This window comes from Polystyrenella longa (assembly GCF_007750395.1).
GTDB lineage: Bacteria > Planctomycetota > Planctomycetia > Planctomycetales > Planctomycetaceae > Polystyrenella > Polystyrenella longa.
On the sequence record NZ_CP036281.1, the window covers coordinates 5,094,720 to 5,119,431 of the forward strand.

At 51.1% G+C, this 24,712-nt stretch carries 18 protein-coding genes; 10 read left to right on the forward strand and 8 right to left on the reverse strand.

What is annotated here, in order from left to right; all coding sequences use genetic code 11:
• Positions 1-86: 86 nt before the first annotated feature.
• Entirely contained in the window at positions 87-1,907 is a 1,821-nt protein-coding gene (locus tag Pla110_RS18890) for an ATP-binding cassette domain-containing protein (RefSeq protein WP_144998097.1), read from the forward strand.
• A 13-nt stretch (positions 1,908-1,920) separates the two neighbouring features.
• On the opposite strand, the gene Pla110_RS18895 is transcribed toward Pla110_RS18890, so the two are convergent.
• A complete protein-coding gene (locus Pla110_RS18895) occupies positions 1,921-2,643 on the reverse strand; it encodes an NAD(P)H-hydrate epimerase (protein WP_144998099.1) in 723 nt (240 codons plus the stop codon).
• A 397-nt stretch (positions 2,644-3,040) separates the two neighbouring features.
• On the opposite strand from Pla110_RS18895, the gene Pla110_RS18900 reads away from it, so the two are divergent.
• A complete protein-coding gene (locus tag Pla110_RS18900) occupies positions 3,041-3,853 on the forward strand; it encodes an SDR family NAD(P)-dependent oxidoreductase (protein ID WP_144998101.1) in 813 nt (270 codons plus the stop codon).
• A gap of 29 nt (positions 3,854-3,882) precedes the next feature.
• Here Pla110_RS18900 and purN read toward each other — a convergent pair whose 3' ends face one another.
• Both purN and Pla110_RS18910 read right to left on the reverse strand, forming a co-directional pair.
• The gene (gene purN / locus Pla110_RS18905) at positions 3,883-4,545 is read right to left on the reverse strand and encodes a phosphoribosylglycinamide formyltransferase (RefSeq protein ID WP_144998103.1); all 663 of its coding nucleotides are present in this window, start codon (positions 4,543-4,545) and stop codon (positions 3,883-3,885) included.
• Positions 4,546-4,612: 67 nt separating this feature from the next.
• A complete protein-coding gene (locus Pla110_RS18910) occupies positions 4,613-5,503 on the reverse strand; it encodes a hypothetical protein (protein WP_144998105.1) in 891 nt (296 codons plus the stop codon).
• Positions 5,504-5,795: 292 nt separating this feature from the next.
• Here Pla110_RS18910 and trxA point away from each other — a divergent pair, with 292 nt between their 5' ends.
• Both trxA and Pla110_RS18920 read left to right on the forward strand, forming a co-directional pair.
• The gene (gene trxA, locus Pla110_RS18915) at positions 5,796-6,122 is read left to right on the forward strand and encodes a thioredoxin (protein ID WP_144998106.1); all 327 of its coding nucleotides are present in this window, start codon (positions 5,796-5,798) and stop codon (positions 6,120-6,122) included.
• A 259-nt stretch (positions 6,123-6,381) separates the two neighbouring features.
• Entirely contained in the window at positions 6,382-8,853 is a 2,472-nt protein-coding gene (locus Pla110_RS18920; RefSeq protein ID WP_144998108.1) for a coiled-coil domain-containing protein, read from the forward strand.
• 214 nt (positions 8,854-9,067) lie between these two features.
• Here Pla110_RS18920 and Pla110_RS18925 read toward each other — a convergent pair whose 3' ends face one another.
• Both Pla110_RS18925 and Pla110_RS18930 read right to left on the reverse strand, forming a co-directional pair.
• Positions 9,068-9,958, reverse strand: coding sequence for a serine/threonine protein kinase (locus Pla110_RS18925; RefSeq protein ID WP_197440292.1), 891 nt, complete (start codon positions 9,956-9,958; stop codon positions 9,068-9,070).
• A 107-nt stretch (positions 9,959-10,065) separates the two neighbouring features.
• Positions 10,066-14,565, reverse strand: coding sequence for a TIM barrel protein (locus Pla110_RS18930; RefSeq protein ID WP_197440293.1), 4,500 nt, complete (start codon positions 14,563-14,565; stop codon positions 10,066-10,068).
• Between the two features lie 266 nt (positions 14,566-14,831).
• Between Pla110_RS18930 and Pla110_RS18935 the strand changes: the two genes are divergently transcribed.
• Positions 14,832-15,656, forward strand: coding sequence for a 2-phosphosulfolactate phosphatase (locus tag Pla110_RS18935; protein WP_144998114.1), 825 nt, complete (start codon positions 14,832-14,834; stop codon positions 15,654-15,656).
• Positions 15,657-15,672: 16 nt separating this feature from the next.
• Here Pla110_RS18935 and lptE read toward each other — a convergent pair whose 3' ends face one another.
• The 3 genes from lptE to recO all read right to left on the reverse strand — a co-directional run bounded on the left by lptE (position 15,673) and on the right by recO (position 18,804).
• Positions 15,673-16,257, reverse strand: coding sequence for an LPS assembly lipoprotein LptE (lptE, locus tag Pla110_RS18940; RefSeq protein ID WP_231742615.1), 585 nt, complete (start codon positions 16,255-16,257; stop codon positions 15,673-15,675).
• A 61-nt stretch (positions 16,258-16,318) separates the two neighbouring features.
• Positions 16,319-17,812, reverse strand: coding sequence for a tetratricopeptide repeat protein (locus Pla110_RS18945; protein WP_197440294.1), 1,494 nt, complete (start codon positions 17,810-17,812; stop codon positions 16,319-16,321).
• 239 nt (positions 17,813-18,051) lie between these two features.
• Entirely contained in the window at positions 18,052-18,804 is a 753-nt protein-coding gene (gene recO / locus Pla110_RS18950) for a DNA repair protein RecO (RefSeq protein WP_144998118.1), read from the reverse strand.
• 165 nt (positions 18,805-18,969) lie between these two features.
• On the opposite strand from recO, the gene Pla110_RS18955 reads away from it, so the two are divergent.
• The 5 genes from Pla110_RS18955 (at position 18,970) to Pla110_RS18975 (ending at position 24,465) form a co-directional block, all read left to right on the forward strand.
• A complete protein-coding gene (locus Pla110_RS18955) occupies positions 18,970-19,587 on the forward strand; it encodes a hypothetical protein (RefSeq protein WP_144998120.1) in 618 nt (205 codons plus the stop codon).
• A gap of 500 nt (positions 19,588-20,087) precedes the next feature.
• The gene (locus Pla110_RS18960) at positions 20,088-21,032 is read left to right on the forward strand and encodes a DUF368 domain-containing protein (RefSeq protein WP_144998122.1); all 945 of its coding nucleotides are present in this window, start codon (positions 20,088-20,090) and stop codon (positions 21,030-21,032) included.
• Positions 21,033-21,374: 342 nt separating this feature from the next.
• Positions 21,375-21,674 (forward strand): hypothetical protein, encoded by a 300-nt coding sequence (locus Pla110_RS18965; protein WP_197440295.1) that lies wholly within the window; start codon positions 21,375-21,377, stop codon positions 21,672-21,674.
• A 162-nt stretch (positions 21,675-21,836) separates the two neighbouring features.
• Positions 21,837-23,018 (forward strand): hypothetical protein, encoded by a 1,182-nt coding sequence (locus Pla110_RS18970; RefSeq protein WP_144998124.1) that lies wholly within the window; start codon positions 21,837-21,839, stop codon positions 23,016-23,018.
• A 91-nt stretch (positions 23,019-23,109) separates the two neighbouring features.
• A complete protein-coding gene (locus Pla110_RS18975) occupies positions 23,110-24,465 on the forward strand; it encodes a hypothetical protein (RefSeq protein WP_144998126.1) in 1,356 nt (451 codons plus the stop codon).
• Positions 24,466-24,712 lie beyond the last annotated feature (247 nt).

The window sequence follows — 24,712 nt, forward strand, 5'->3', positions numbered from 1 at the left end:
TGCAAGCAGTTCGCACCGGCCCACTGCTCATTATCATTCCGTCTGATGACGCACTCTATCTAAGCATTATTCATCGAAAGTCTTGTATGTCGCTGATCAGTCTAAATCAGGTCTCGTTCGCCTGGGGTGGCCCTCTCTTGCTGGATAACGTCAACCTGGTGATCGAGCGTGGAGAAAAGATCGGTCTGGTCGGTCGCAATGGCGCCGGTAAGTCGACATTAATGAAAATGCTGACCGGCGAAATCCATCCGGACAACGGCAACATTCTTCACGACAACAATCTCGTCGTCTCCCGACTCATACAGGAAGTTCCCGTAGAAGAGACCGGCCTTGTGCGGGACATGGTTAGTCGGGGCTTTGATATCGAATCCCAGAGTGGCCAGCACTCCGAAACGGAACCGGAGGATTGGGAAAAAGACATCGCCATCGACACCGTTCTCTCCCGAATGAGACTGGATGGGGATATTCCTTTTGAAACATTATCGTCCGGTAAAAAAAGACGCGTGCTGCTGGCACAGGCACTCGTTCGCGAACCCGACGTCTTGCTACTCGATGAACCTACAAACCATCTCGACATCGAAGCGATTACCTGGCTGGAGCAATTCCTGCAAAACTATGGGGGAACGCTGATTTTCGTGACCCACGACCGGCAGTTTCTTCAGGCTCTGACGACACGAATTCTCGAACTCGACCGAGGTCGGCTTTTCGACTGGACTTGTGATTACCAGACCTTCTTGACGAGAAAAGAAGAAGCTCTCGCCGTCGAACAAAAACAAAACGAACTGTTTGACAAAAAACTGGCTGAGGAAGAAGTCTGGATCCGTAAGGGAATCAAGGCACGACGAACCCGAAATGAAGGTCGAGTCCGCGCACTTAAGTCGCTGCGACAGGAACGGAAACAACGCCGTGAGAAAGTGGGCAATGTCCGCATGGAAGTTGCCGAGGCCGAGAAATCGGGACGATTGGTACTCGAAGCCAAGAATATCTCTTTCAGCTACGACAACGAACAGATCATTCGCGACTTTTCGATCGTGCTGACCCGCGAAGACAAAGTCGGCATCATCGGTCCGAATGGTGCGGGTAAGTCGACGTTACTCAAGCTTATCCTCGGTCAACTTCAACCAACCACGGGCAGCATTCGAGAAGGAACCCGGCTGGAAGTCCTCTATTTTGATCAGCTGCGAGAACAGATCGAAGAAGAGAAAACTGTCGTCGAAAATGTGGGAGAAGGGACAGATACATTGCTTATTAATGGTCGCCAACAGCACATCTACGGTTACCTGCAAGACTTCCTGTTTACCCCTGAACGAGCTCGGCGCCCGGCTCGATTCCTCTCCGGTGGAGAACGTAATCGGCTCCTGTTGGCAAAGTTGTTTAAGAATCCATCCAATGTGATGGTCATGGACGAACCCACAAACGATCTGGATGCGGAAACGCTGGAACTACTGGAAGAACTCGTCAGCAACTACCCCGGTACCCTTCTGCTGGTAAGCCACGACCGTGCGTTTCTGAACAATGTCGTGACCAGCACCCTGGTCTTTGAGGGGGATGGTTACGTCAAGGAATACGCCGGTGGATATGACGACTACCTCTTTCAGAAATCGTCCGGCCAATCGAGCCCTCAGCTGGTAGAAAACGAGTCTTCGGACACTCCCTTGGACATTGCGAAACCCGCTGAAAAAAAAGCGAAACTGAGTTTCAAAGAGACACGTGAACTGGAAAGGTTGACGGAGGAGATCGCCGAACTTGAAGCGAAGCAGGCCGAGTTGCACAACACGATGGCGGCTCCCGATTTCTTCAAACAGGACGGCCCCGCCATTGCCACTGCAACAGACAAGTTGCAACAACTGAAAGAGAAGTTGGAAGCAAAATACGTCCGTTGGGAAGACTTGGAAGCACGTGCATAGACGTGCCATGCGGTCATGCTCCAGCATTCATGGAAGCGATCATTTCGTCGTACTGTTTCCAAGAGATGCCGATCGGCAATACCGTCACCTTGCCGGTATAGGCGGTGCTGGCCGGATTGGAGAACCCTTTCTTTTTCGCCACAAAGGTCACCGTCTCCTGAGCCCGGATAGTTGCCCCCAGCGGTTCACCTCGATCACAGTCCAATCCTGAAGGAAGATCGATCGCCAGAATCCGTTGAGAATGTTGATTAACGATGGGAATCAGTGAAGCGAATGGTTCTCGAACTTCCCCTTTGATTCCCGTTCCCAGCAGAGCATCGACTACCCAGTCGGCAGTCTCCAGATGCCGCTTTACACTCGTGAAGTTGATCGCTTCTGGCTCTTGATCGTTAAAGACGACCATAGGAATTTCCGCAGCCTGACAGATCTCATAATTCGTCAGTGCGTCTCCCGATAGCTGCTCAGGATCGGCGAACAGAAGTACTTGCACGGCATTGCCGGCAAATTGTAAGTGTCGCGCGATAACGAATCCATCGCCTCCGTTGTTTCCTTTCCCCACACACACGACGATGTTGCGACCCCCTTGGAAAGCGGGTTCCCTAAGTGTCTCGAAATATCGGACCGTATTCAGTCCCGCATTTTCCATCAGGACAATTCCGGGGATCTGATATTGCACAATTGCGGTCTGATCGACCTGTCGAACCTGCTCTCGAGTGAGATAAATCGATTCCTCCATAGTGACGAATTCCTATTCTGTTTATAGCAATTGTAGCGATTATACGGGACACCGCAGGAGTCACAGGACGTGTCGAGCAATTGTACCCACCAATCCAAATGAATTCATCTGCGCGATTACAGCGATTGGCGCGAAGAAGTCTCTACAAACCTGCAGGAACTGATCCGTAATTCGAATCGCAATTTGTCGACGCCTGTTTATTTGTTACGATTTGATTGGGAATTATGTAAATCCGACCCATAACCGTCCTCTGGCTAAGGTCAGGATGGTATGAAGTCTGTATGAAAACCGCATTCTCATGCAAGAATGACAAGTCGAAATTGAAATAAGGAGCTCCTCTCCTGATGTTCTCATGAAGCCGCTTGCAGAATAAATTCATTATCGAGGAGACAACGGGTTGCTAAAACAGTATGCCGATCACTGGGCTCTAGTGACGGGAGCTTCTTCCGGAATCGGAATGGAGTTTGCGCGGGCTCTCGCTGCGCGCGGCATGCACCTTGTATTAACAGCCCGGCGACGAGATGAGCTCGAAGCACTCGCCGAAGAACTGCACACGCGCCATGGCACTCGTTCGCTGATTATTCCGGGCGATCTGGCCGATCCTGATTTTCCGCAACAATTGATCTCCGAAACGAAGCGTCAGAAGATTGCGATCGAACTGCTCGTGAACAACGCCGGCTTTGGCATGGCGGACACGATTGAAAACACCGACCGCGAACGTGTTCTGGAGATGTTACAGGTGAACATGTCGGCCCTGACCAACCTGACGTACCTTGCCCTACCCGATCTGCTTGAACGAGGACACGGAGCCGTACTGAACGTCTCCTCTATCTCTGCTTTTCAGCCGGTCGCTTATATGCCTGCGTATTCTGCATCGAAGGCCTACATTCTTCACTTCAGTGAAGCACTCTGGGCCGAAGCTCGCTCACGCGGCGTAACCGTGATGGCGCTTTGCCCTGGTGTCACCACCACCAACTTTTTTGAAATCGCTGGTGTCGGTGGATGGCTTAAAAAACATCGAGCACATGCCCCAGATTACGTGGTACGGATCGCCCTCAAATCACTCGATAAGCGGCGACAATATGTCGTTCCAGGTATTCGTAATTACCTGCTTTCACTGGCCTCTCGGATTGCCAGCAGACGAACCGTCGTGCAAGGCTCAATGAAGTACTTCCGTCCCCGCAAGAAGAAGAAATCGGACGATAAGTAAGCAGTTTGAGGGAAGCGAATGCGGACCGATCAGCTTTCTTCGCCGTCGATATGCACTTGACGGCTCTCAATCGTCAAACGGCCCGAAGCAAATAAACGAATCGCTTCGGGATACGCTTCGCACTCCGCTTTAAAAACACGAGCGGCGACCATATCAGGGTCATCCGTGGAATACACGGGCACTGTTTGCTGGACGATAATCGGTCCATGATCGTAATCATTGTCGGCGAAATGCACGGTGCAACCAGTCACCTTGACCCCTCGAGCTACCACCGCCTCATGAACATGATGCCCGTAGTACCCTTTACCACAGAATGCAGGAATCAGTGCCGGGTGGATGTTCATAACTCGGTGGCGATAGTCATCGGGAACTTCCAGTAGAGAGAGATAACCGGCCAAAGTCACCAGATCAATCTGAGCCTCGCGGAGTCGATCAAATATAGCCGCGCTGAAGGAGCTGACGTCGGCGAAATCTTTTCGGCAGATCACTTCAGAGTGGATACCCGCTTTTTCTGCCCGTGCAATCCCCGTAATTCCCGGTCGACTGGCAATCACCAGTGGAACTTCGATATCCAGTTGGCCGGCCCGCTTTTGCTCCAGAAAATTGAGGAGCGTCGTTCCTCCGCCGGAAATCAATACCCCCACTCGCAGGGGACGGTCCAGAGTTTTTTGCAGGGGTCGTTGGACGGTCATAGAATCATTTCCGCAAACAGAACTAACTTAAAGAAGAAGAGTGGGGGCGGCACCACGATGTGGCACATCAATCCGATGAATCGGGACGTTCCTCGGTATTCTCGTTCAGTGCAGGTAGTTGATCCGGCAAGCTCGATTGAACTACCGACTTTGGTTTTTTGCGAAGACCGGTGTAGAGAATCCATCCCATCACGATCATAACGAATACAAATGCCCCAAGGAAAAAGTAGATTCGCTTCTCAATCAGGCCGGGATCAATTCGGGTCGGCAAAGGTTCCAGTGCCCCCGCCAGAATCATGGGGGCCAGTCGTGTCGTATCCTGGGCCGGGTAACCGTAGAGTTTGAAAAAGTACCCCGTCACTCCGATTCGGTAGTTCAGATTATCACCTAAGGACATGCCCGTTCCTGGCGGTACAGTGAAGACCACGACGATCGGATTCGACTGGCCACTTTCCGGGTAGATCCACGCTTCATAAAGAGTCTTGATCCCAAATTCGTTTTCGCCCGCTGCATACTTCACGATACGTTGGGCATAGCCCGTCTGGGTAATAATCTGCCCACGATATTCTACCGGATTTTTGAACAGATCGGCGAAAGGAGGGTGAGTAAACTGCTGAAACTCTGGATGATCCTGCTGTCGATTCTTCCAGAAATCGCGGGCTCGTTTAATCGATGCCGTCGCGTCCTCGTGAGCAACTGTATACAAAAGTTGATAATACGCCGCGCTTTCCTGTGGAGGAATTCCCATCGTTCGATCCTGAACAGGGTCCAGCAGGGACGCCATATCAATCTTTATTGAAGCATCTTCCAGCTGTTGCGCAAAAAGTGTCGAACAGGTCAGAAGCGAAAAGACGAGGGCGCGGAAGAGAAACTTCATAGGATAGACGAGCATGGAGCTAACGGTCAGTCGGAGATAGTACGGGAACAACAAACTGTGCAATCCACAGTGTTTAGGCATTATTCAAGGGCCTTTAAATTACAATGAGTGCTAATGGAGCACCTGAACGAGCTAAGCGATCGTAGCAGATTGACGGGCGAGCATACCAAAATCGGGCTCACCTCCCGAATTGGCCCACATTGACACCCGAACCGGTTTTCCTATAATTCGCTCCTAAGAGATACAAGTTAAAGTCAGCAACGAGATTGTGTGTTTTACCGCTTTCCTGTAAACAGGGTAGGTGGCTAATCGCCACTCAGCGCTCACAATCCGGTATAGATAACGTTAAACAGAAGCGATTGGAGATCATAGTATGGCCGGGAATGTTCTGGAATTTTCCGATGACAAATTTCAGTCTGACGTAATGGATGCCGATCAACCGGTGCTGGTTGATTTCTGGGCTCCCTGGTGTGGACCTTGTAAAATGCTGGCTCCGACGATTGATGAAGTCGCCAACCAGTACGAAGGACGCGTTCGCGTCGGCAAAATGAATACCGATGAGAACCACGTTACCGCAACTCAGCACGGAATCAGCGCGATTCCGACTGTCATCCTCTTCAAAGGGGGAGAAGTTGTGGAACGATTCGTAGGAGTGACTCCCAAAGAGAAATTCGCTGAGAAAATCGACAGTCATCTCTAAGAGAACATTATTGATAAGTTGATTCCGGCAACTGAATAGCTTGTTCTTGATCTGGAAGATCGAAAAGGAGCTGTTTACAAAGAGGAAGGGCGCGTTCGAGAAGAGCCGGAGCCCGATCATTTATGGTGTTTAGCGCCCCTTCCTGATAGTCATTAAGTGATTTAGTAATTCACTTCGGCCTCTGGCTTGATTCGATGAAATATTGAATCGGTCAGATGCTTTCTTTTATTTAAGCATGCTCCCGGGAAAGGACTCCCACATGAGCGAACGACCCGCAGCCAATTCCCACAAGTCCGAATTAAAACAAACCGCCTACGCGGAAGGGCAGTCTACTGCCCCGCGCCGGGTTGTGGATGGTACGGCCATCGGCGGTTATCGTCTTGATAATGCCCACGCCGAATTCAGTGACGCTAAGTCGAACGGGCCTCATTTTTCCGCAGCCAGAGTACCGGCTTCTTCTGCTCCCCTATCGGGCGAGACGAAATCGATTGCCGCATCGGAACGGGAACTACAGCTTCAAGCCCGGCAGATCTCGCAGCATCTGCGCTCGCAATTCGCCGAACTGGACCGTCGCGAAAAGAACCTGAACGAGCAAATGTCGGCTCTTGATCAGGAACAGCGCGCCGCGCGGCTGCACATGCAACAGCTTGAAAACGAAGTGCTGGATCGGGAAGCCTCGTTACGTGGGAAAGAGATCGAGCTGGAACAGCGACTGCGCAAATGCGAACAGCTTGTCGGTGATCTCGATCAGAAGCGTGGAGAGCTCGACGAAGAGTGGCAGAAATTCGAACAGAAACGGAACTCCTACCAGGAAGAGCTGAAGCGGGAACTGCTTCAAAACTGGAATGCACTTGATGGACGCACAAAGGAGCAGCCCGCCGCACCGGCGCCTGTCGTAAGTAGCGTCCCCGCTGAGATTGACCCTATCCAGCTGAAGGAAAAACTGGCTGCCGCCGAAAAGCAATTACGGTCCGAGTTGGAAGCCGATCTGGAGTTCGAACTGCAAGCACGCGCAGCCGAACTACAGCATCAGTTAAAAGCGGAAAAACAGCGTTGGGAAGAACAACGGGAGGCAGAATACACCGAGATCGAACGCGAACGAGCGTTGACGGCCGAAGCGACTCAGCGGGCACAGGATCAACTGGAAGAATTACGGATCGCCCAGCAGACAGAGTTTGAAGCGCTTCGAGAAAAAAATCAGCTGACATTGGAAGAACGCCAGCGGATTCTTAAAGAGGAATTTCAGTCGGAACGAGATGTCTATGCGACTCATCTGGATGAGGCGCGGCATCAGATGCATGAATTGCAAATGAAGCTGCAACAAACCGAATTGCAGCTGAAATCGCAGGCCTCTCGAAATCGAGTTCTGGAAACCGAAGTCGAACGATCTCAATCCAATTCGCAAAACGAACAAACGATTCAGAAAGAGGAGTTGGACGCTTCGATTCTGGCAATCGAACAGGAATACGAGTCGGAACTCAAATCAAAAGAAGCAGAATGGGAATCCAAACTTTCGGCCCAATTCGCTAAACAGCTGGAAGAGCAGAAAGCGATCTGGCAGGAGAAACAGGAAGACGAGCAGGCTGATTTGTGGGCTGAACTGGAAGAACAGACCGCCCGTTCTCAACGCCTGGACGAAGAACTCAGCGAGTTACGCAAACAGTACACTGAGCTGAAGCGGGAACTCGAAACCCGTCCCGCCCTTCCCTCTTCATCTTCCGAGGGCGCAGTAAACGATCTCGATAGCGAACGAGAAGAACTCCTGAAGCTGCGCAAAGAACAGACGATGGCGGAACAGCGATTACGGTTCCGCGAAGATCATCTCCATAAGATGCGCGAGGAACTGGAGCAGCAGCAGAAAGAACTGAAGCTGACCCACCAGAAAATCGTGGTGGAAAAACAGGATCTGCATCAGAGCCACTCTTTACAGTCACAACAATTGAAACGGTACCGGGGAATCCTGGAAAAACGGGAAGAGTCTCTCGAGCGAGAGCAAAAAACGCTGGAAGAGATTCGTGAATTTCTCGAAGGAGACGTTAACAAAGAAAAAGCTCAGCTGGGCACCGAGCGGGCCGACTGGGAAGCACAGCGTTCTGCGGATCAGGAAGACCTGCGACGACAGGCTGAATGGCTTAAGAGTGAAACGAAATCCCTGCAAGAGCGTAAAGAACGATTGGACGAACTCCGCTCGGAGCTGGAAGAAAAACATCAACTCAATCTGGAACTGCAACTCGCCATCGAACAGATTCGTGTCGAAGTCAGTGATCAGATGGGAGAAGAAGAAGGGGAACGCCGGATCGAAGAAGCCCGTACCCAACTGGCCAAGCTACTCGATCATGACCGCGAAGAAATCGCATTGCTCCGTCAGGACCTCGACCAGGATGTACTGCACTTTGAGCAGGACCGGGAAGGATTCCAGAATGAGAAGTTCAAACTTCTATCAACCCTGGAGCAACAACGGGAAGAGCTGAACAATCGCCAGGAAGAATTGCAAAGCGAACTGGAAAACATCCGGTCTCGTGAACTTGCCTGGAGCAACGTACGCGAAGGCTGGACGAAAGAAAAGCTGGAAGCCGAATCCGTAATCCGTAGCCTACTGCAGCAACTGTCGGATCAACACGACAGTTCTGGTTCTATTCCGGAGGACGACTCGGCAGAGGAAGCGGACACGCTCCCGACGATATCCGTCGAAGACCTCCGAAATAGCATCAAGATTCAACGCCCCGCTTAACCAGCCAGCTTGGAAAAAACGAATCTTGCCTGATATCCAAATCTATCCTGAAACCCGGTTGTGGCTGAATTCGAGGCTACAACACTAAGGATTACTTCACCCATCAGAGGGTTTCTGGACCGCTTAAAAATTGAAAGCTCATCCGAAAACGATTTCGGATGAGCTTTTTTTGTTCGGTAAACGGCGAACTGTTTTACAAATCATTCGCGTCTATTTACGCGACACTGAATCGCGTACTCATGGTTGAGAGTTCAATGTCGATCAACTCACGGGCAAGCTCCCCAGTTGACTGAGGACGTCGCAGAGGTTGTTTCGCCAATAGACGATTGGACAGGTCCACCATTTCGACTGTCGCCAGCGGACAAAACCGACGCAAGGTGGGTGGCAACGACTCGCGCTGCTGCTGTAGAACGTCTTCGAAGGACGTCTCTCCCTGAGCATAAAACGGCAATCGGCCAGTCAGCATGCGATAGAAAAGCACGCCGATCGCATAGATGTCCTGTAACAGTGGATTTGTCCGACTGCGAGTGAGCGCTTCCGGTGCAAGGTATTCTGGTTCATCCATCAACGTCGTGTGAGCGTTAATAACGTCGTGATCACTCAGCTTGCGGGCGAAAGCGAGGTCGATGAGTCGAATCTGTTTGAATTCATCGATGAGTATATTCTCTGGTTTCAAATCGCCATGGGCGAATCCGGCCGCTTCCAGCTCTCCGAGAGCATCGACGATCTGGCGTGTAATCCAGACTGCCTCACCGGCGTTCAACGGTTTGCTGGTCGACAGACGTTCTTCCAGGCTGACCCCCGGGAACCATTCGAAGATCAGGTAGGGATGTTTCTCTTTCAGTTCGCTGTGTACCAGTTTGGGCAGATGAGGACTGTCAATCTGTACGGCAACCTGCGCTTCATTCTCCAGGAACTGCCGAGCCGAATAGTCATTGAGCCATTCCGTACGCAGTTGCTTGAGGACGTAGTCCTTCTGGCTGTCGCGACCGCGGAGTTTCCACAGCTCTGTGAAGGTTCCCCGCCCGACGGACTCGATGAGGTCAAATCCAGGAGGAGGAGTGAATGTCTCTTTGGTATTCCGGGAGAACAGATAACTGAGCATTTGTTTCGTCTCAACACGTAAAGGTACACGAATACTTACTCTATTAAGCATCGACTGTATCGATTACGCAGGTTGAGCCGATTTTCTGGTCAGCCAGCGATTCCCGGCTATTCGACTGTCAGCATCCCATTCATGACCATCCAGTGCCCCGGGAAAGTGCAGAGGAAAGGGTAATTACCGGGCGTCTCCGGAGCCCGAAAGAAGATCGACATCTCCTCCTGCGGAGAAACCACATCCGTGTAAACCAGGACGCGTTCTGATTCCGGGATGTATTGCCGAATAACAGCCTCCGGGTCGGCGATCAACCGATTGGCCATCTCCCCCACTTCTTTCAGTGCCCCAGGTTCAACGAGAGCCCAGTTGTGTGGGACGACATCCGGATTCACGAGTTTGAGCTCCAACATCTCTCCCGCTTTGGCAGAGAGGCTGCGCGTTTCATACGACAGATTTTTGCCGGTACGCAACACGATTTGACGAGCGTTCGGAACAGGTTGTTCCCACGGGTTAGTAATCTTCTTTGTCGAAAGTGTCAGGTCGAACAGAATCGGATGTGCGGCTATCGTCTTCTTCCGAGGTTCGTAGCCAGAAAATTTCGTGAAGGGTTCATCGAGTTGATGCACCGTCAGAAAGAGGTCGAGTCCATCCGCCGGCTCTTGCGTCTGTTCATTCACGTGCATTCGTAATTGCAATTGGTTCACGGGTTGAAGCTCGGGGATCTCCAGAAAGAGTAGCTTCTCCTCGGCAAGCACATGGGCGGAGGCGATCTCCAGTACATCGTGCCCTTTGGTTCCGAAGTGGCTCGGGGAGTATTCGGGCGAACCATACGCCTGGCTGTATCGGTAGTTCCAGCACTGAGCTAAATGAGACTTGGTATTTTCGGCAATTTCCCGGTCGATTTCACTCGTAAATTCAATCAGGATTCCGTTTTCAAAAACATGAAATCGTTTGGGCAAGTTCACAGGTTTATTGGTGTAACGGACTCGCTGAAAACATCCATCCTGTAAGGCATAACATCCCCAACCCGTCATGCCAGTCACATACAATTGACCATCCAGCGGATGAAACCGACCGCGATGCGCGCCTGATAGAAATTCACCCGGCAACGGGACTATGCCTCCTTGTAACTGACCGTTGACTTCATCTCGTAACAATAAAAAGTGCGATCCGGTTCCATAGGAAAAATGAATCATTTCTCCCTCCAGCGGTCCCCACTTCTGGCTGTCGATATACGTCTGCCCTCCACTTGAGTTATCCAGGCCACGCGGTAGATAGACCAGTGGGAGTGCAGGGGGAACTTCCAGAGGTTGATCGGCGTTAGCCTGTTTGCGATATCCAAAAAAAGGAACCGGATTCGGTGCTGACTCTGTGGCTGTCTGCTTGCTGTTCACGGCGCAAATCATGGAAGCGGGGGTCCATTCCCCTTCGGAACAGGGAACGGTTAATAACCCTTCGGGCGTGAGTCCCAGTCCATCCGGATTACGAAAACCGGTCGCGAGCACTTCAACTTGTTCCCCATCAGGCGAGATGCGAAGTAGTCCTTGATTCCCTGAGGCGGTGTAGAAATTCCCGGCACTATCTCGCTGTAGTCCGCAGATAAAGTCATGCCCGGCATTCGATGTTGTGTAGGCACTGCTGAAGCATTCGTACTGATCCGCTTCGCCATCGTGGTTGTGGTCGTACAATCGAGTGATCTGGTCACGTCCCTGGACGTACATCGCTCCGTCATGGACGACCAATCCTAAAGCATGGTGCAGCCCTGACGCGAATCGTTTCCACTTCGCCGTTGTGCCGCCATTCATAAAGCCATCAGCGAGCCAGACGTCTCCCTGCATCGTGCAAACCAATGCCCGACCATCAGGCAGAAAGGCATGGCCCCCACAGAACAATAGTGCCTTCCACGGATTCTTATACGGTAATTCGATGTTATCGACGGCATACGGTTCTCCATCGCCGAGTTTGATCTCTGTTTCCAGAATCTGCGGCCATTGAGGTTTCCCCGGTTCGATCAGCGATGCCCAATTAGACTTGTTAATCCCGCCCGCGACGACTTGCGTACGCGTGAAGATACCATTAACGACATGCGGAATGTCATACATTTCCACATCGCCAAGACGGTAATGAAATACGACGTGCCGACCATGGCGAAAGAAGCCAAGGTATTTAAACGACTTCGTCGGAGGTTGAGACGGCTCTTTGGCTAAAACAGTTCCATCCAGAATCAACCCATGCATAAATCCATGTCGAACCGAAGAGAATTTGACAAACCCATCTTTCCAGATAACAGGGTAAGAGAGTGTTTCGGGATTGAAACAGGCGGAGAGCTCGCCATGTTCACCCAGACGAACACAAATAGCGCGGGAGATGGTTAAGTCCCCATGATGAAAAATTCCCGCCTGAACGGAACCAAGCTCTGTCTCATTCCAGCGATCGTCGGCCCAGGTTTCTTCTGTTTGGTTTCCCCAGTGGCCGAACTCGCCCCCATCCAACCCCGGATGTCCGGGGATAAGGTGTGGGACTGTCTCCTGTTGCCTGAAGTGCTCCGCCTCTTTGGCATAGAAGTCATATAACCGATCCCGGTTCATATGCTCCTCCCAGTTCGGCCAGTCCTCGGGGGAGAGCGGTCCGCGATCGTATTCGAAACTGGCCGGTCCATGAACGTGCAACCGGGCCATTAATAATTCGACCGCATCGAGTGACGCAGCCTGATCTGTACCCAGAGTCGAGACGAATTGAATCAAGTCGAGTTGTTGTTGGCGCGACATGGCGGAAGTCAGTCCTTCCGGCATGAGTGTACTCCCCGGAATGTGCTCATCGATTTCGTCTGTCGAAATTGTCGTTGTTTCATCCGAGGCGGGATTCTTCAATACGAATTCGTCTTCAGTTTTAGTTGTTAGATACCCGGAGAGAATTTTCCCTTCATCCGTGATGATGGAATGCGAAACGTATTCTGGTTTGACATCACGTTTCGGCCAGAAAATCGATTCCACGATTTCATTCGGTTTGCGATCGACACCAATCTTCGTCAGATCGGGGCCAATGGTGCCGCCATGTTCTCCCAGTTTATGGCAGGAGATGCAGGCCGACTTCGCTGAAGTAAAAACCTCCAGCCCCCTGGCGGCGTCACCTTCTTTTCGCGCTGAGGCGATGTACTCAGACACCACTGCGGGGTCGTATAGTAACTCCACAGGTTTTGCTGCTTCCGGGGAAGCGGGGGATTTGACTGTTCCTGATATACTGTTCCACACAAGCAATAGATTTTCGTCATCGGGCAATGCGTCTGCTGGTGCTGGTGCTTTATCGCTGGTCCCCTTGATGATTTGAACCTGTTGAATTTCACCATTAGTGAAGACTCTTCCTTCGACCAAACGACCAATGCCAAACCCACCTGGGACCGGTGCCTGATTCATAGATTTGACGGGTTGATCTACCACCTGCTTACCATCGATGTACAACCGGACCCGGTTGGGTTCAAATTGCATGGCGATTTCATGCGACTTGCTATCGCAGATCATGGTCTCACTATGAACATGATCGGGAGCATAACCAGGTAGATAAACAGACAGTTTGCCACTTTCGGGTTGCGTGAACAATTCCCAGTGCGTACCCGATCGTTTCTCTTCGTTTGCAAGGAGAATCTGATATCCATTGCTCGGAGCAAGCTGAGCCTGACATGCTATCGTCAGTGGTAAAGTGCGATAAGCGACATTCCCCTTGAGGACATGACCTGCGTTCGCAGGGGGAGCAGTTGATGTCGTTTTTGTGGCGGGCTTTTTCCAGGAACGGTATTTTGGCGGAACTCCGGCCGGGTTCCCCTTCAACTGATTCATCAACCAGTCGAGACCCTCCAGATTATCTTGTAGTCGCAGACGCGTATCCACCGAAGTATCGTGATCGAGAATTCCAACGGGACCTTGCCACCCACTTTGGGCGATGGTGGTGAGCAATTGCAGGTCAAGTTCTCCTGCACCAAGTGGCACAATCTTTTGGCCCTGTTGATCACCACCAGGCACCATTCCATTCAGATTGAGCGTCAATAAATAAGGTTTCATCTTCTGCAATAGCGATTCAAATCGGTCGACGTGCGCATGTCCATGATGCAGGTTGTACACAATACCGACGTTGTCGAGATTCAATTCCTCAATGATTTCGATTTGATTTTCAGGTTCACCAAACCAACCACCGTGGTTGTACAAAGCGACCTGACAGCCTGCTTCGGCGGCGGCCTCGGCAATGGGACGCAAACGTTCGGCTTCCGTTTGAACACGTTGCCTTTGCTCTGCTGCAGAATTCGTCGGTGCTCCACCACCGGTAATCCACAGTTGCGGGTGGACTTCATGCTTACGAAAGATCTCCAGCGTCATTTTAGCTTCTTCATTCAGCACGCCCGGAAACCACCACGCTGTCAGTTCAATCTTTCTGGATTGCAGCGCCTTGATTTCATCCTCGAATGTTGGCACATGCTCGGCTCGATAATCGTAAGCGAGTCGCTGGATGCCCAACTCGGCCAGCATCGCCGCGCGTGCTTCCGGCCCCCGTCTTTCACTATCAAAAGGGACCACACACCAGGCGACCAGGTTGTCTCGGTTAAAGAGATCGAGCTTAAACACCTCCTCCGACCGTGTAGATGAAAAAGAAAACAAGGCAATCAAAAAGGCGAAAACTAATCGTGTGCTGACGCGACCGGGCATAATTCCAATTCCATCAAATAAAGCTGCCGGGGAACACTATATTGCATCAATTTATGTGCAAAAGAACTGATTCAAAGAGTTAATATTCAAACTATTGTACGACGCGGCTAAATACCATTATCATGGTCGGAATTCATGGACAGATTGTCAGAACATATTTAATAACTTAGATTCGCGATTTCGTCATGGAAACCCATTCCTCTGATTCACCTTACTTATATTCTTTTGATCCATGGCCTGACATCGAAGTTCATACCGAATGGGGTGAGACTGGTACCGCACTTGCCAGTGAAAGAGGCGACTTGGTCGTAATCGTGGATGTACTTTCATTTTCGACGACACTGGCAGTTGCTTGCGGTCATGGCGCGACTATTCTCGTCTATTCCACTGAAGAACTCGAAATAATGGGAGGTCGCGACCAAGCAACAAGAGACTTGAATGCCGAAATCATCTCTAGAACGAGAACCTCTGATCCAGCGTTTTTTTCTCTCTCACCAGCTAGTTTGTCACGGTGCCCGAACGGAACTCGTTTAATTGTGACATCACTGAACGGAGCCCGTTGTGTGGCTCACGCAGGAGCCAGGCTTCCCAGCGTCATCGGTTCGCTGAGAAACAAAACAGCTACTGCCCGATACATAATTCACCTCTTGCAAACAAACCCGAACATCCAGCGAGTTACTCTCGTTTCCTGTGGAGAACATTGGTCATCTATTCTTCCCGAACAGAATGGATGGCGTCCGGCACTTGAGGACCAGATCGGCGCTGGTGCTATTGTGTCGGAGTTGGGCGAATGCGGCTTATCCCTCTCAGCGGAATCACAATCAGCCAATGCTATATGGCAATCTGTGAAATCGGAGATTTCGGAGGCATTGCTGTCGTCAGTAAGCGGACGGGAACTCGTAGAGAAAGGCTTCCAAGAAGACGTACTATTGGCTGCCGAAGTCGACAATGAAAAATTTGCCGTCGTCGAAACCAAGCCGGGAAGTCGCGAGTTTAAAGCGTTCCACTAAGTTCGAGACATCCCTGTTACCAGGGGGCTTCCATGCCTTCGACGATCTGGCGGGCGAGGCCGTCGACGGCGTCTTTAGTGGCAGTGGCGAGGCTGTGGCCCACTTCCGGGGCGAACTCGGCGTTGGCGATCAGGTGCGTCGTCTGTCCATTCAGGGGGATCGTGTTCTGCGAAATGACCTGCCCTGTTCGGGCATCTTCCCATTTCATTTCGACGGCCACAGAGAGCTGCAGTTCCCGTGGATCGTCAAACGAGGTTTCACCCAGGACATCTTTGCGAACTTCGACAATCGTCCCGACCAGTCGTGTGTCGGCGTAGGGTTCTTTCGCCAGACGAAGATGCGACTGGGATTGAATCTCTTTTTGCACCGCTTCGGTCAATTGATACTCGAGACCACGCCGATAGCTGTTCGTTTTGAACATCGGGACGGCGACCGTCCGGTACTGAGGAGGATGCGGTGAACCGACGCGATAACCGCAACCTGCCGCGCTTAATAAACCAATCAGGAACACCATCGCGCAACATTGCCGTACGCCGACCCGACGAAAGATATTTTCTTCCGGACAGAGGAACAGGACGATGTGTCGGAGACGGGTTAACATTCGTGGCTGGGTACTTTATGGAGCAGATTTCTTATTCAGATTACTTTTAACAGTGCCCTGACTACAGTAGTTGACGAATAAATTCCTCTTCTTCAGAATCCGGGGCGGATTCAAACTCAGGGACGAGTCGTTCTGCACCTTCCGGTTTATCAGGAACGGCCTGAGGTTCTTCTCGTTTTTTCCAGGGGAACCAGCTTCCGCCCGATTTCTGAGGCTGTTCGGCTGTCTTGTTCGAAGCTTCCCACTGCCGCTGATCCCCTGCGGATGGAGAGCCTTCTTTCAGTGGTTTCGCGTCGTTCATCTGATCCTGACTGAACGGTCGTGGGATCGAAGGTAAGCGAAGTTCGCGTGAAGGTGATTCTACGTTTTCACCGAGCTGAGCCAGTTTCTGCCGCGCCAGGTCAGCCGATTCCGAACTGGGATACCGACGAAGAAGTTCGCGACATTGAATCTGAACCGCTTTCGGGTTCTTTTTCTTTTCCCAGAAAAGCGCCTTTTGCCATTCCTTGCGAGCTTCTTCTTCGTAAATCATGCGGAGTTCTTCTTTGAGCATTTCCTTTTCAGGCAGGTCTTTGAAGATTCGCAGTGTGCTCTCTTTCAAGTCGCGAGCGGCCAGCAATTGTTGACCATCGTATTCTGGACCCTGGTAGGCGACCAGCTTGGCATGACTGCCGAAGACGAACGCATTCTGGAAATGAGGGCTGTCTGGATATTCGTTTCGTATAATAGTAAAGAAGTTGTCCGCTTCGACGTAATCTCCTTTTCGTAGATAATAACTGGCCGTCATCATTAGGGCGTCATCTGCCAGGGGACCCGTTGGATCCTTCAGCCAGACGGAACGGAGTGCTTCAATCGCACGTCCGTCGGTGTCGAAGTAAGGTCGCGATCGATCTCGGAGGTTCGGAACGAGAGCATATCGCTGACTGAGTGGTTTCTCGCGATTCTTGCGGGCAGAATCTTCCGCTGTCGCCAGCGCAGGTTGTTTACCCGGTTGTTCGAAATCGACCTGTTGAATTTCATTCGGGGTGACGATCTCTTCGAAGTTCAACCAGTATCGGCCAATCTGGAAGAGTCGCTGCGTTGTTTGTGTCGTGTGGCGTGTTGACGGATAGGCATTCAGCAGCTCGTCAAAACTGTCCTGTGCCTGCGGATACCGTTTCTGTTGAAACTGGCATTCGGCCATCATGAACATACTATCTTCCTGCAGCGCACCATCTTTCGTCGCTTTGGAAAGTTGTTTGAAGGCCTTTTCCGCTTCGGAGAACTTACCCTCATCGTGCAACTTCGAGGCACGTTTATATTCCGGATTTCGTTCGGAGAAGGCGTACCCTCCCGTGGAACCTGTCGAGGAACCCCGCGCGCCGATCGGCAGAATGCGTTCAAGAGGCCCTTTAATATCATCGGTCGAGGCCAATTCGTCCGCTGTAGCGCGGTTGCGAAAACCCATGCGGCTCATGTCGAGACCAGTACGGCAGCCACTCATACCACCAAGTAATGTCATCATTGACACCGCGGCAATGAGAGCGGATCGACTGATCGTCAGTAGATGCTTCATTATGTTATCCATTGTCATCCATAACACGGATCCAGTTACCGGCGGTGGGCTATCTAAGTGTTGACCTGCTGGCATCAATGCCAGACAGCACTCAGGGGGACATCAACATCCATGTTGATCATCCGGTAGATCTTTCACCTCCAGATTATCGGCTGTGAAAAACCAGATTACAGGTTCATTTAAAAATTCAGGAGTCAGTATCTGTCTCTGGAGACAGTAGTCAGTAAATTCAATATCGGTCAAAGTCGAAGGTATCGGCTCATTTTGGAATCGCGTCCCATAACATACCGAATCGAGGCTGTCACAACCCGCCGCATTTCGGCGTATTGTTTGTCTGATATCTGTAAATTCTTCATCGACCCTCCGTTTTCCTCGGAGAGACGCCTAAGAATCGCCAGCGTACCAGTTTGAATTTCAGGTTGAGATTGGTGTTCTCTTTTCTGACATTCTCTACAAATCAGTCCTCCTTGAGACACCCAGAATCCAAACCGGGCATCTCCTGCTTCCGCAGGTTTTCCGCATGCCATACAGGCATCGAATAAAGGAAGATGACCTGTCTCACGTAACAGGGCCAGCTCGAACTTTAACAAAGTTATCTTGTGATCCGGTTCATCCGACAGGCTGCTCAGGGTCCGTACAGCGATGTCGTACAATTCCGGATTCGGGTCGTATTCTTCTGTGAAACTGGAGAGCAATTCAGCGACGTAATAGCCACCATACAAGCCCAACAGGTTCCGTCCGTTTGGCTTAAACCGTTGCTGCAATTGAGCTTCGGTTAATATATCCAGTCCAGACGAGGATTTGCGGATGAAGACTATCCGACATACGGCCAACAGGTCAATAGCAGCCTCGAAGGGACCTTTTAGCCGTTTTGCCCCTTTTGCCACGGCGGAGATTTTACCGAAGTCGCGTGAAAAGAAGGTGACGACCTTGCTCGACTCGCTCCAGTCCGCCAGCCGGATGATCATGGCGTCCGTTTTTTCACTCGACATGGTGTTCGCTCGACTTGGAAAGTCATCTATTTCAAAGAGTAAGGAAGAATTCAATACGACTCTCGACAATTCAAGCAAGTGCGCCTTGCCTCTGCGGGTATCGGTCGTGAATTATAGAAGAGGCCCCTCAATTCACCTACCCAGACAACCTCCCCTGGAGACACTATGTCGACTTTCAGAAAAACATTTTTAGTATGCCTGCCTGTGGCGCTGCTGGCTGGCAGCCTGTTCTTTTCTTCCGGTGCCGACGCAGAACCGAAACCAGCCGGGAATACTCCAGCAGATAAAATCGAACCAGGCTCCCAACTGAAACCAACCGAGCTGGACGGAATCCGCAAAGTTCATCAGTTCGGTCCGACCTTACTGTGTGGTCAACCTGACAAGGAAGCCCTGAAGAATGCGGCGGAAAATGGAATCGAAGTGGTTATCACACTCCGCAAAGAATCTGAGATCAATTGGGACGAAGCCGATTACGTCGAGAGCCTGAGCCTGAAATTTCACCAGTTGGGTTTCCAGCTTCCCGAATCGCTCTCCGACGACATTCTGGACAAGTCTCGGGAACTGCTTCGAAATACGGAGGAATCCCCAGTGATGCTGCATTGTGCCTCAGCGAATCGAGTCGGAGCTGTCTGGGCCGCGCATCGCGTTCTGGACCATGGTGTCGATTGGCAAACCGCAATGAAAGAGGCTAAGCAGGTCGGCTTGCGAAATCCCGGCTATGCAGAACAGGTACAGGATTACATCAAACGCAAACAGGTCGATTCAAACGCTGAGAGTAAGTGAGTTCGTCCCCTGGGAGGAAAGTTACTGGGCGACTAGAGCGCATTCCAGATAACCATAGAGTGTTCTGGCGGCGTAGCCTGCTGTATTTAAGTGCTTTTCGGGAACGAGAGCCGCCACACTTATCCTGGACAGGATCTAATTATCGCGTGACACGGCGTCTGACTGATTCTCTTCGGGGGACTCCTGCTCCGATTTTGTAAAGTCCACACGCTGAGCCGATTGCGGGACGAATTCGTCAATCAGCTTCATAATGGGTTGCTCTTCTTTACACGAGCAGCGGACCGTCGTCATGTCACCGGGTCGGCGGGCTTCGCGTTTGCAGACAGGGCATTTCCACACTCGGCGGACGTCAATTTTGTTGCGAAAATCAGGACCTTTGATGGCCTCTCTCCTTGTCAGCCGCGAAGGGACTTGTCAGTCTAATTTCCAAAGCGTTACGATCGCAGCCCGGGTATCCCACAGCTATCAGAACGACATTGAAGAACAAATAAAGTAGGACTATGAAAAACGACCTGTTGATGGTGGCCCGAGGTTTTTTAATGGGCGGAGCCGATATTATCCCGGGGGTTTCCGGCGGCACCATCGCCTTGATTGTCGGCATTTATGAACGGCTTGTAAAGGCGATCAGTCATTTTGACCTCACCTTGCTCGGCCATCTGAAACGGGGCGACTTCGCCGCGGCGGTCGAACATGTCGACTTGCGGTTTCTGGCGACGTTGTTCCTCGGAATTGGAACCGGCATCGTCAGCCTGGCGAGCCTGATGCACTACCTGCTTGAACATCAGCAGCAACATACGATGGCCGTGTTCTTCGGGTTGATTCTCGGCTCCAGTCTGATTGTGGCTCGGTTGATTCCGGAAAAAAAAGCGGTTCACGGCATTTGCCTGCTGATCGGAATCGTAGTGGCCTATGGCATCGTGGGACTGCCGATGTTTGACAATCCCCCTGAGCACGACTGGTACTTCTTCTTCTGTGGCGTGATTGCCATCTCCGCGATGATTTTACCCGGCATCAGCGGTTCCTTCATTCTGTTGATCCTGGGGACCTACCACACCATCACCGGCTACCTGCGTGCGATGCTGGGTGGGAGCATCGAATTAACGCAACTCGGTTCTCTGGGTTGGTTTGCTCTGGGGGCCCTCGTCGGTTTGATCGGCTTCAGCAAGATTCTCCGGTGGCTGCTCGAACGCTATGAAATGCTGGTGTTGGCGACGTTGTGCGGATTTATGCTGGGATCGCTTCGCCGTATCTGGCCTTTTCAAGTCGATCGCACGCCTGAAGAATCTGAGTTCAAACTCAAAGTCTTCGAGAACACGTTTCCAGACTTATCCGCAGGCTCGACTTGGTTTTCGCTGCTGCTGATGTTGGTCGCCTTCGGTGCAGTGATCCTGCTGGACAGAACGCAGAGGAAATATAAGAAGCAAGAACAAATCGAAAATCTCTGATTTCCTTAGCGCGCGAATACTTCGCGAACGGGGGTTCTGAATGTATCGATTAAACCAATTCTGCTGAATTCTCCTGTTGTGTCGCGCCGGTATGTCCGATGAATAGGTTGACTCGTTTCTGTAACAGTAACCTGCCACAGTCATCTATCCTTTAGGGGAAGCTGGCACTCATCCTTACGGCAGGATCACTGACTTTTACCCTACACGTTACAGCACGAGAAACTGCTTCTGGAACCCGGTCAGGTATTAAGTTCCTCCCGGATAACGCATAAAACCAGGTCAAACGCCGGTTTCAGAGCAATCTAATTTCATTCGGGGACGATTGTTTAAGGAGTCTCAGTGATGCACAGGCAGATCTGTCTTGCGGGAATGGTATTGTTAGCTGGATTGTCTACTGCCTGGTTCGGAGCCTCTAATGCGGAAGCTGCTAAACCGGGACAACCTACGGACTGGCAACGGTTCTATCATTATCCGTACGTTTATTATCCCCATACGTTCCAGCAACCGATCGAGTACGACCACATGTACTACAAATATCCGATGGAACGTCGGATTCCGGTCTACAACAAAGGCTGGTACAACCCGATGATCGAAGGACGTCCTTATTATTCTGGTCATCACTTTATTCTCGACCAACTGTAGGCTGCTGACGGTCGGAGGTTTCAACTACGATCCAAAGATCAGCTAATTACAGACAAAAGCACTGTTGAATCATTCAACAGTGCTTTTTTTATTCGCTTGTGAAATAGCACTCGAATCGGTATCACAGTACGAAGACTTTTTCAGTACAGGATGCCGTCTGACATGAACAGCCCCGAGATACCCGAATACGACGAACCGATCTTCCCACCGGAGGCGACTGGGCGCACCGAAGTGGCTGGCCAGAGTATCGATGAGGGAAAAGGCCGCATCTTTCCTTGCGAAGGTTGCGGTGCCGACCTCAAGTTCAACATTGGACAACAGGAACTCATCTGTCCCTTTTGTGGATACTCCAAGCAACTCGTCTGGGATGATGACGAAACCATTGCCGAGCAGGATTATGCCTCCATGCTCGATCAGCTGGCCACCTGGAAACTTGAAGGTGAAGAGACCCCAGAGGACGAACATGCTGGCGAGCAAGAGATTCATTGCGAATCCTGTGGTGCGTACGTCATTTTCGTTGGTAGTCTGACCAGTACCAGCTGCCCCTACTGCTCTTCTCCACTACAGCGGGAAGATGGTCACAAAGCACCTAAGCGAATACCCGTTGACGGCATGCTCCCCTTTCTCGTCACTCGGCAAAAGACGGAACAAAATCTGAAGCAATGGGTGTCCAGCCTCTGGTTTGCACCGAATGATTTCCGGAAGCAAGGCATCAAAGGAAACTTCGAAGGCGTATATCTGCCGTATTGGACATTCGACTCGATGACCTTCACCCGTTACAGCGGGGAACGGGGAGACCATTACAATGTCACTACCGGTTCCGGGAAAAACAGACAAACGGTTCGCCGTACTCGCTGGAGTCACGCGTCCGGTTCCTTCCAGCGATTTTTTGACGACACACTGATTCTCGCTGCTCGGGAAATGAACCTCAGTCTGGTGCAGCAACTCGAACCCTGGCCACTGCACCAATGTGTCCCGTTCCGTCAGGAATTGCTGGCGGGATTATTCTCGCGAACTTATGAAGTCGAACTGGATGAAGGATTTGTCGCCGCACAATCACTCGTAAGAGCACGATTGAAAGCAGACGTTGAAAACCGGATCGGAGGAGATACGCAGCGTGTTCACGATATGGATGTCGTGCATGATGCGATTACATTCAAACATCTCCTACTCCCCGTCTGGTTGATGCCGTATAAATACAAAGGCGAGCTGTACCAGCTGATGGTGAACGCCGCGACAGGTGAAGTGACTGGCGAACGACCCTACAGCTGGGTAAAAATTGCTTCCTCTATTCTGGCTGGGTTACTTGTGGTGGGGGCCGTTCTTTTGCTGTCCCAGCGTTGATTTGCGACATCAGGCGTGCCAAACGCAGCACTACGTTTTAGTCTGTGGGCAGAAAAACCATCTCACCCTTCTCTACAAATCGTCTCTACCCATGAGTGCTGAACTTCAATTGAAGCGTCAATCGACCCTGCCCCGGCTTGTACTGCTGGAACGCTTGATGGCCCTGTTCACTCTCTTGCTCATCGGATTAACTTGGCCACTCTGGTGGGGAGGCAACGATTTCCCCATGATTCCACTTTTGCCAGGCTTTAGTTCTGCACCTCTAGGGATCGACAGAGGAGTTCTGGGTTTATTGTTGATCTCACTCTGTGGCTTCCTGGTTTTGCCAGGACATCTGCGAGTTCGAAATCAATTACATTACGTCATTCCTCTTCTTCTTTTTCTACTCGTGATTCTAGACCAGCATCGAATTCAGACATGGAGTTATCAGTTTGGTTTTATGTATCTACTGATGGGTTGCGGAAACCGGGCTACCGATGATCTTTCAACAGAGAGTGTCAAAAATAGTGGTCTGACCCCGGAGCGAACGTTCAAGCTGCTTCAAGTTTTTGTTGCCAGCATCTACATTTATTCCGCACTGTCCAAACTGACGCGGCACTTCATCACTGGCGGAGGTTTCTTTCTATCTCGCGGGTTATTAGAACAACTGGGAATCGACACGACCATCCTGTCCTTGGGACAACTGACCTTCATTACGACGCTGCTTCCTCTGTTTGAACTACTCGTCGGTTTCTGTCTCCTATTCCGCGGGCTACGGAGATTCGCATTGAGCGGTTCCATTCTGTTACATGCCGCACTGATTCTAACCTTAGGTCCCTGGGGATTGAATCACTCTGCCGGTGTGCTCATCTGGAATCTGTTTTTCATCGTGCAGAACTTGGTTCTATTTGGATTCCCAAGGCCAGAACCCGAAACGGCTTCTCTTCCGGAAGCTCCGAACCCGGAGAAACCTGCCCTCACATCACGCGTCGTTGCCGACAGAAAAAAACAGCTCGGTTATGCGCTGTTTCTTCTGGTCATCCTTATGCCGGCCTGGGGTTCTCGAGGCTACTGGGACCACTGGCTCAGTTGGGAGGTTTACACTTCTGATCAGGAAAAGTTTTTAATTCTGATCGAAGACGCGGAGGAAAAAAACCTACCGGTAGAACTGGCTCCTTATCTTCTCCCGCCGAAACCACTGGAGACGATGCGGTTTCTGAATGTAAATTCGTGGTCGCTTGATACTAAACATGCCCCGGCCTATCCCCAGTCACGGTTTCAGTGGGGTATCTGGAGGGATATTCAGAATCGCTATCCGGATTTAAAGACACAGATCATTCTGGACGATGCGATTGATCGCTTCTCAGTCGATTCCTGGCGCGATGCCTTCATGAATGAAGAGAGCATTGATCGCCTCAAGTCCCGGTTTCTGTTTAACAGTACCCCTCGACTATCGCCTCGCCCATAGAAATCTTTCTCTAGGGAGAACGCTTCTCCTCAGACCGATAATAACGCCTGTGTCTATTCTGCCTGTAATGCATGATATTGATTACAACGATTACTCCGGTTATCTAAAACAGGAGGATCGAATCAGAATGCGTCCTGTAATAGGCACGTGGCGAATTTGATTCATCCTATCCGCAACCTAGATTTGAGATAACGGGATCTCGTCAGGATTGACGGATTCCCCAAGTCAATATCCACAGCAACGTCGG

Coding starts and splice junctions, on each gene's coding strand:
- Pla110_RS18890 (WP_144998097.1), top strand. CDS start 87: ATGTCGCTGATCAGTCTAAATCAGGTCTCGTTCGCCTGGGGTGGCCCT.
- Pla110_RS18895 (WP_144998099.1), bottom strand. CDS start 2,643: ATGGAGGAATCGATTTATCTCACTCGAGAGCAGGTTCGACAGGTCGAT.
- purN (WP_144998103.1), bottom strand. CDS start 4,545: ATGACCGTCCAACGACCCCTGCAAAAAACTCTGGACCGTCCCCTGCGA.
- Pla110_RS18910 (WP_144998105.1), bottom strand. CDS start 5,503: ATGCCTAAACACTGTGGATTGCACAGTTTGTTGTTCCCGTACTATCTC.
- trxA (WP_144998106.1), top strand. CDS start 5,796: ATGGCCGGGAATGTTCTGGAATTTTCCGATGACAAATTTCAGTCTGAC.
- Pla110_RS18920 (WP_144998108.1), top strand. CDS start 6,382: ATGAGCGAACGACCCGCAGCCAATTCCCACAAGTCCGAATTAAAACAA.
- Pla110_RS18925 (WP_197440292.1), bottom strand. CDS start 9,958: ATGCTCAGTTATCTGTTCTCCCGGAATACCAAAGAGACATTCACTCCT.
- Pla110_RS18935 (WP_144998114.1), top strand. CDS start 14,832: ATGGAAACCCATTCCTCTGATTCACCTTACTTATATTCTTTTGATCCA.
- lptE (WP_231742615.1), bottom strand. CDS start 16,257: ATGTTAACCCGTCTCCGACACATCGTCCTGTTCCTCTGTCCGGAAGAA.
- Pla110_RS18945 (WP_197440294.1), bottom strand. CDS start 17,812: ATGAAGCATCTACTGACGATCAGTCGATCCGCTCTCATTGCCGCGGTG.
- recO (WP_144998118.1), bottom strand. CDS start 18,804: ATGTCGAGTGAAAAAACGGACGCCATGATCATCCGGCTGGCGGACTGG.
- Pla110_RS18955 (WP_144998120.1), top strand. CDS start 18,970: ATGTCGACTTTCAGAAAAACATTTTTAGTATGCCTGCCTGTGGCGCTG.
- Pla110_RS18960 (WP_144998122.1), top strand. CDS start 20,088: ATGAAAAACGACCTGTTGATGGTGGCCCGAGGTTTTTTAATGGGCGGA.
- Pla110_RS18965 (WP_197440295.1), top strand. CDS start 21,375: ATGCACAGGCAGATCTGTCTTGCGGGAATGGTATTGTTAGCTGGATTG.
- Pla110_RS18970 (WP_144998124.1), top strand. CDS start 21,837: ATGAACAGCCCCGAGATACCCGAATACGACGAACCGATCTTCCCACCG.
- Pla110_RS18975 (WP_144998126.1), top strand. CDS start 23,110: ATGAGTGCTGAACTTCAATTGAAGCGTCAATCGACCCTGCCCCGGCTT.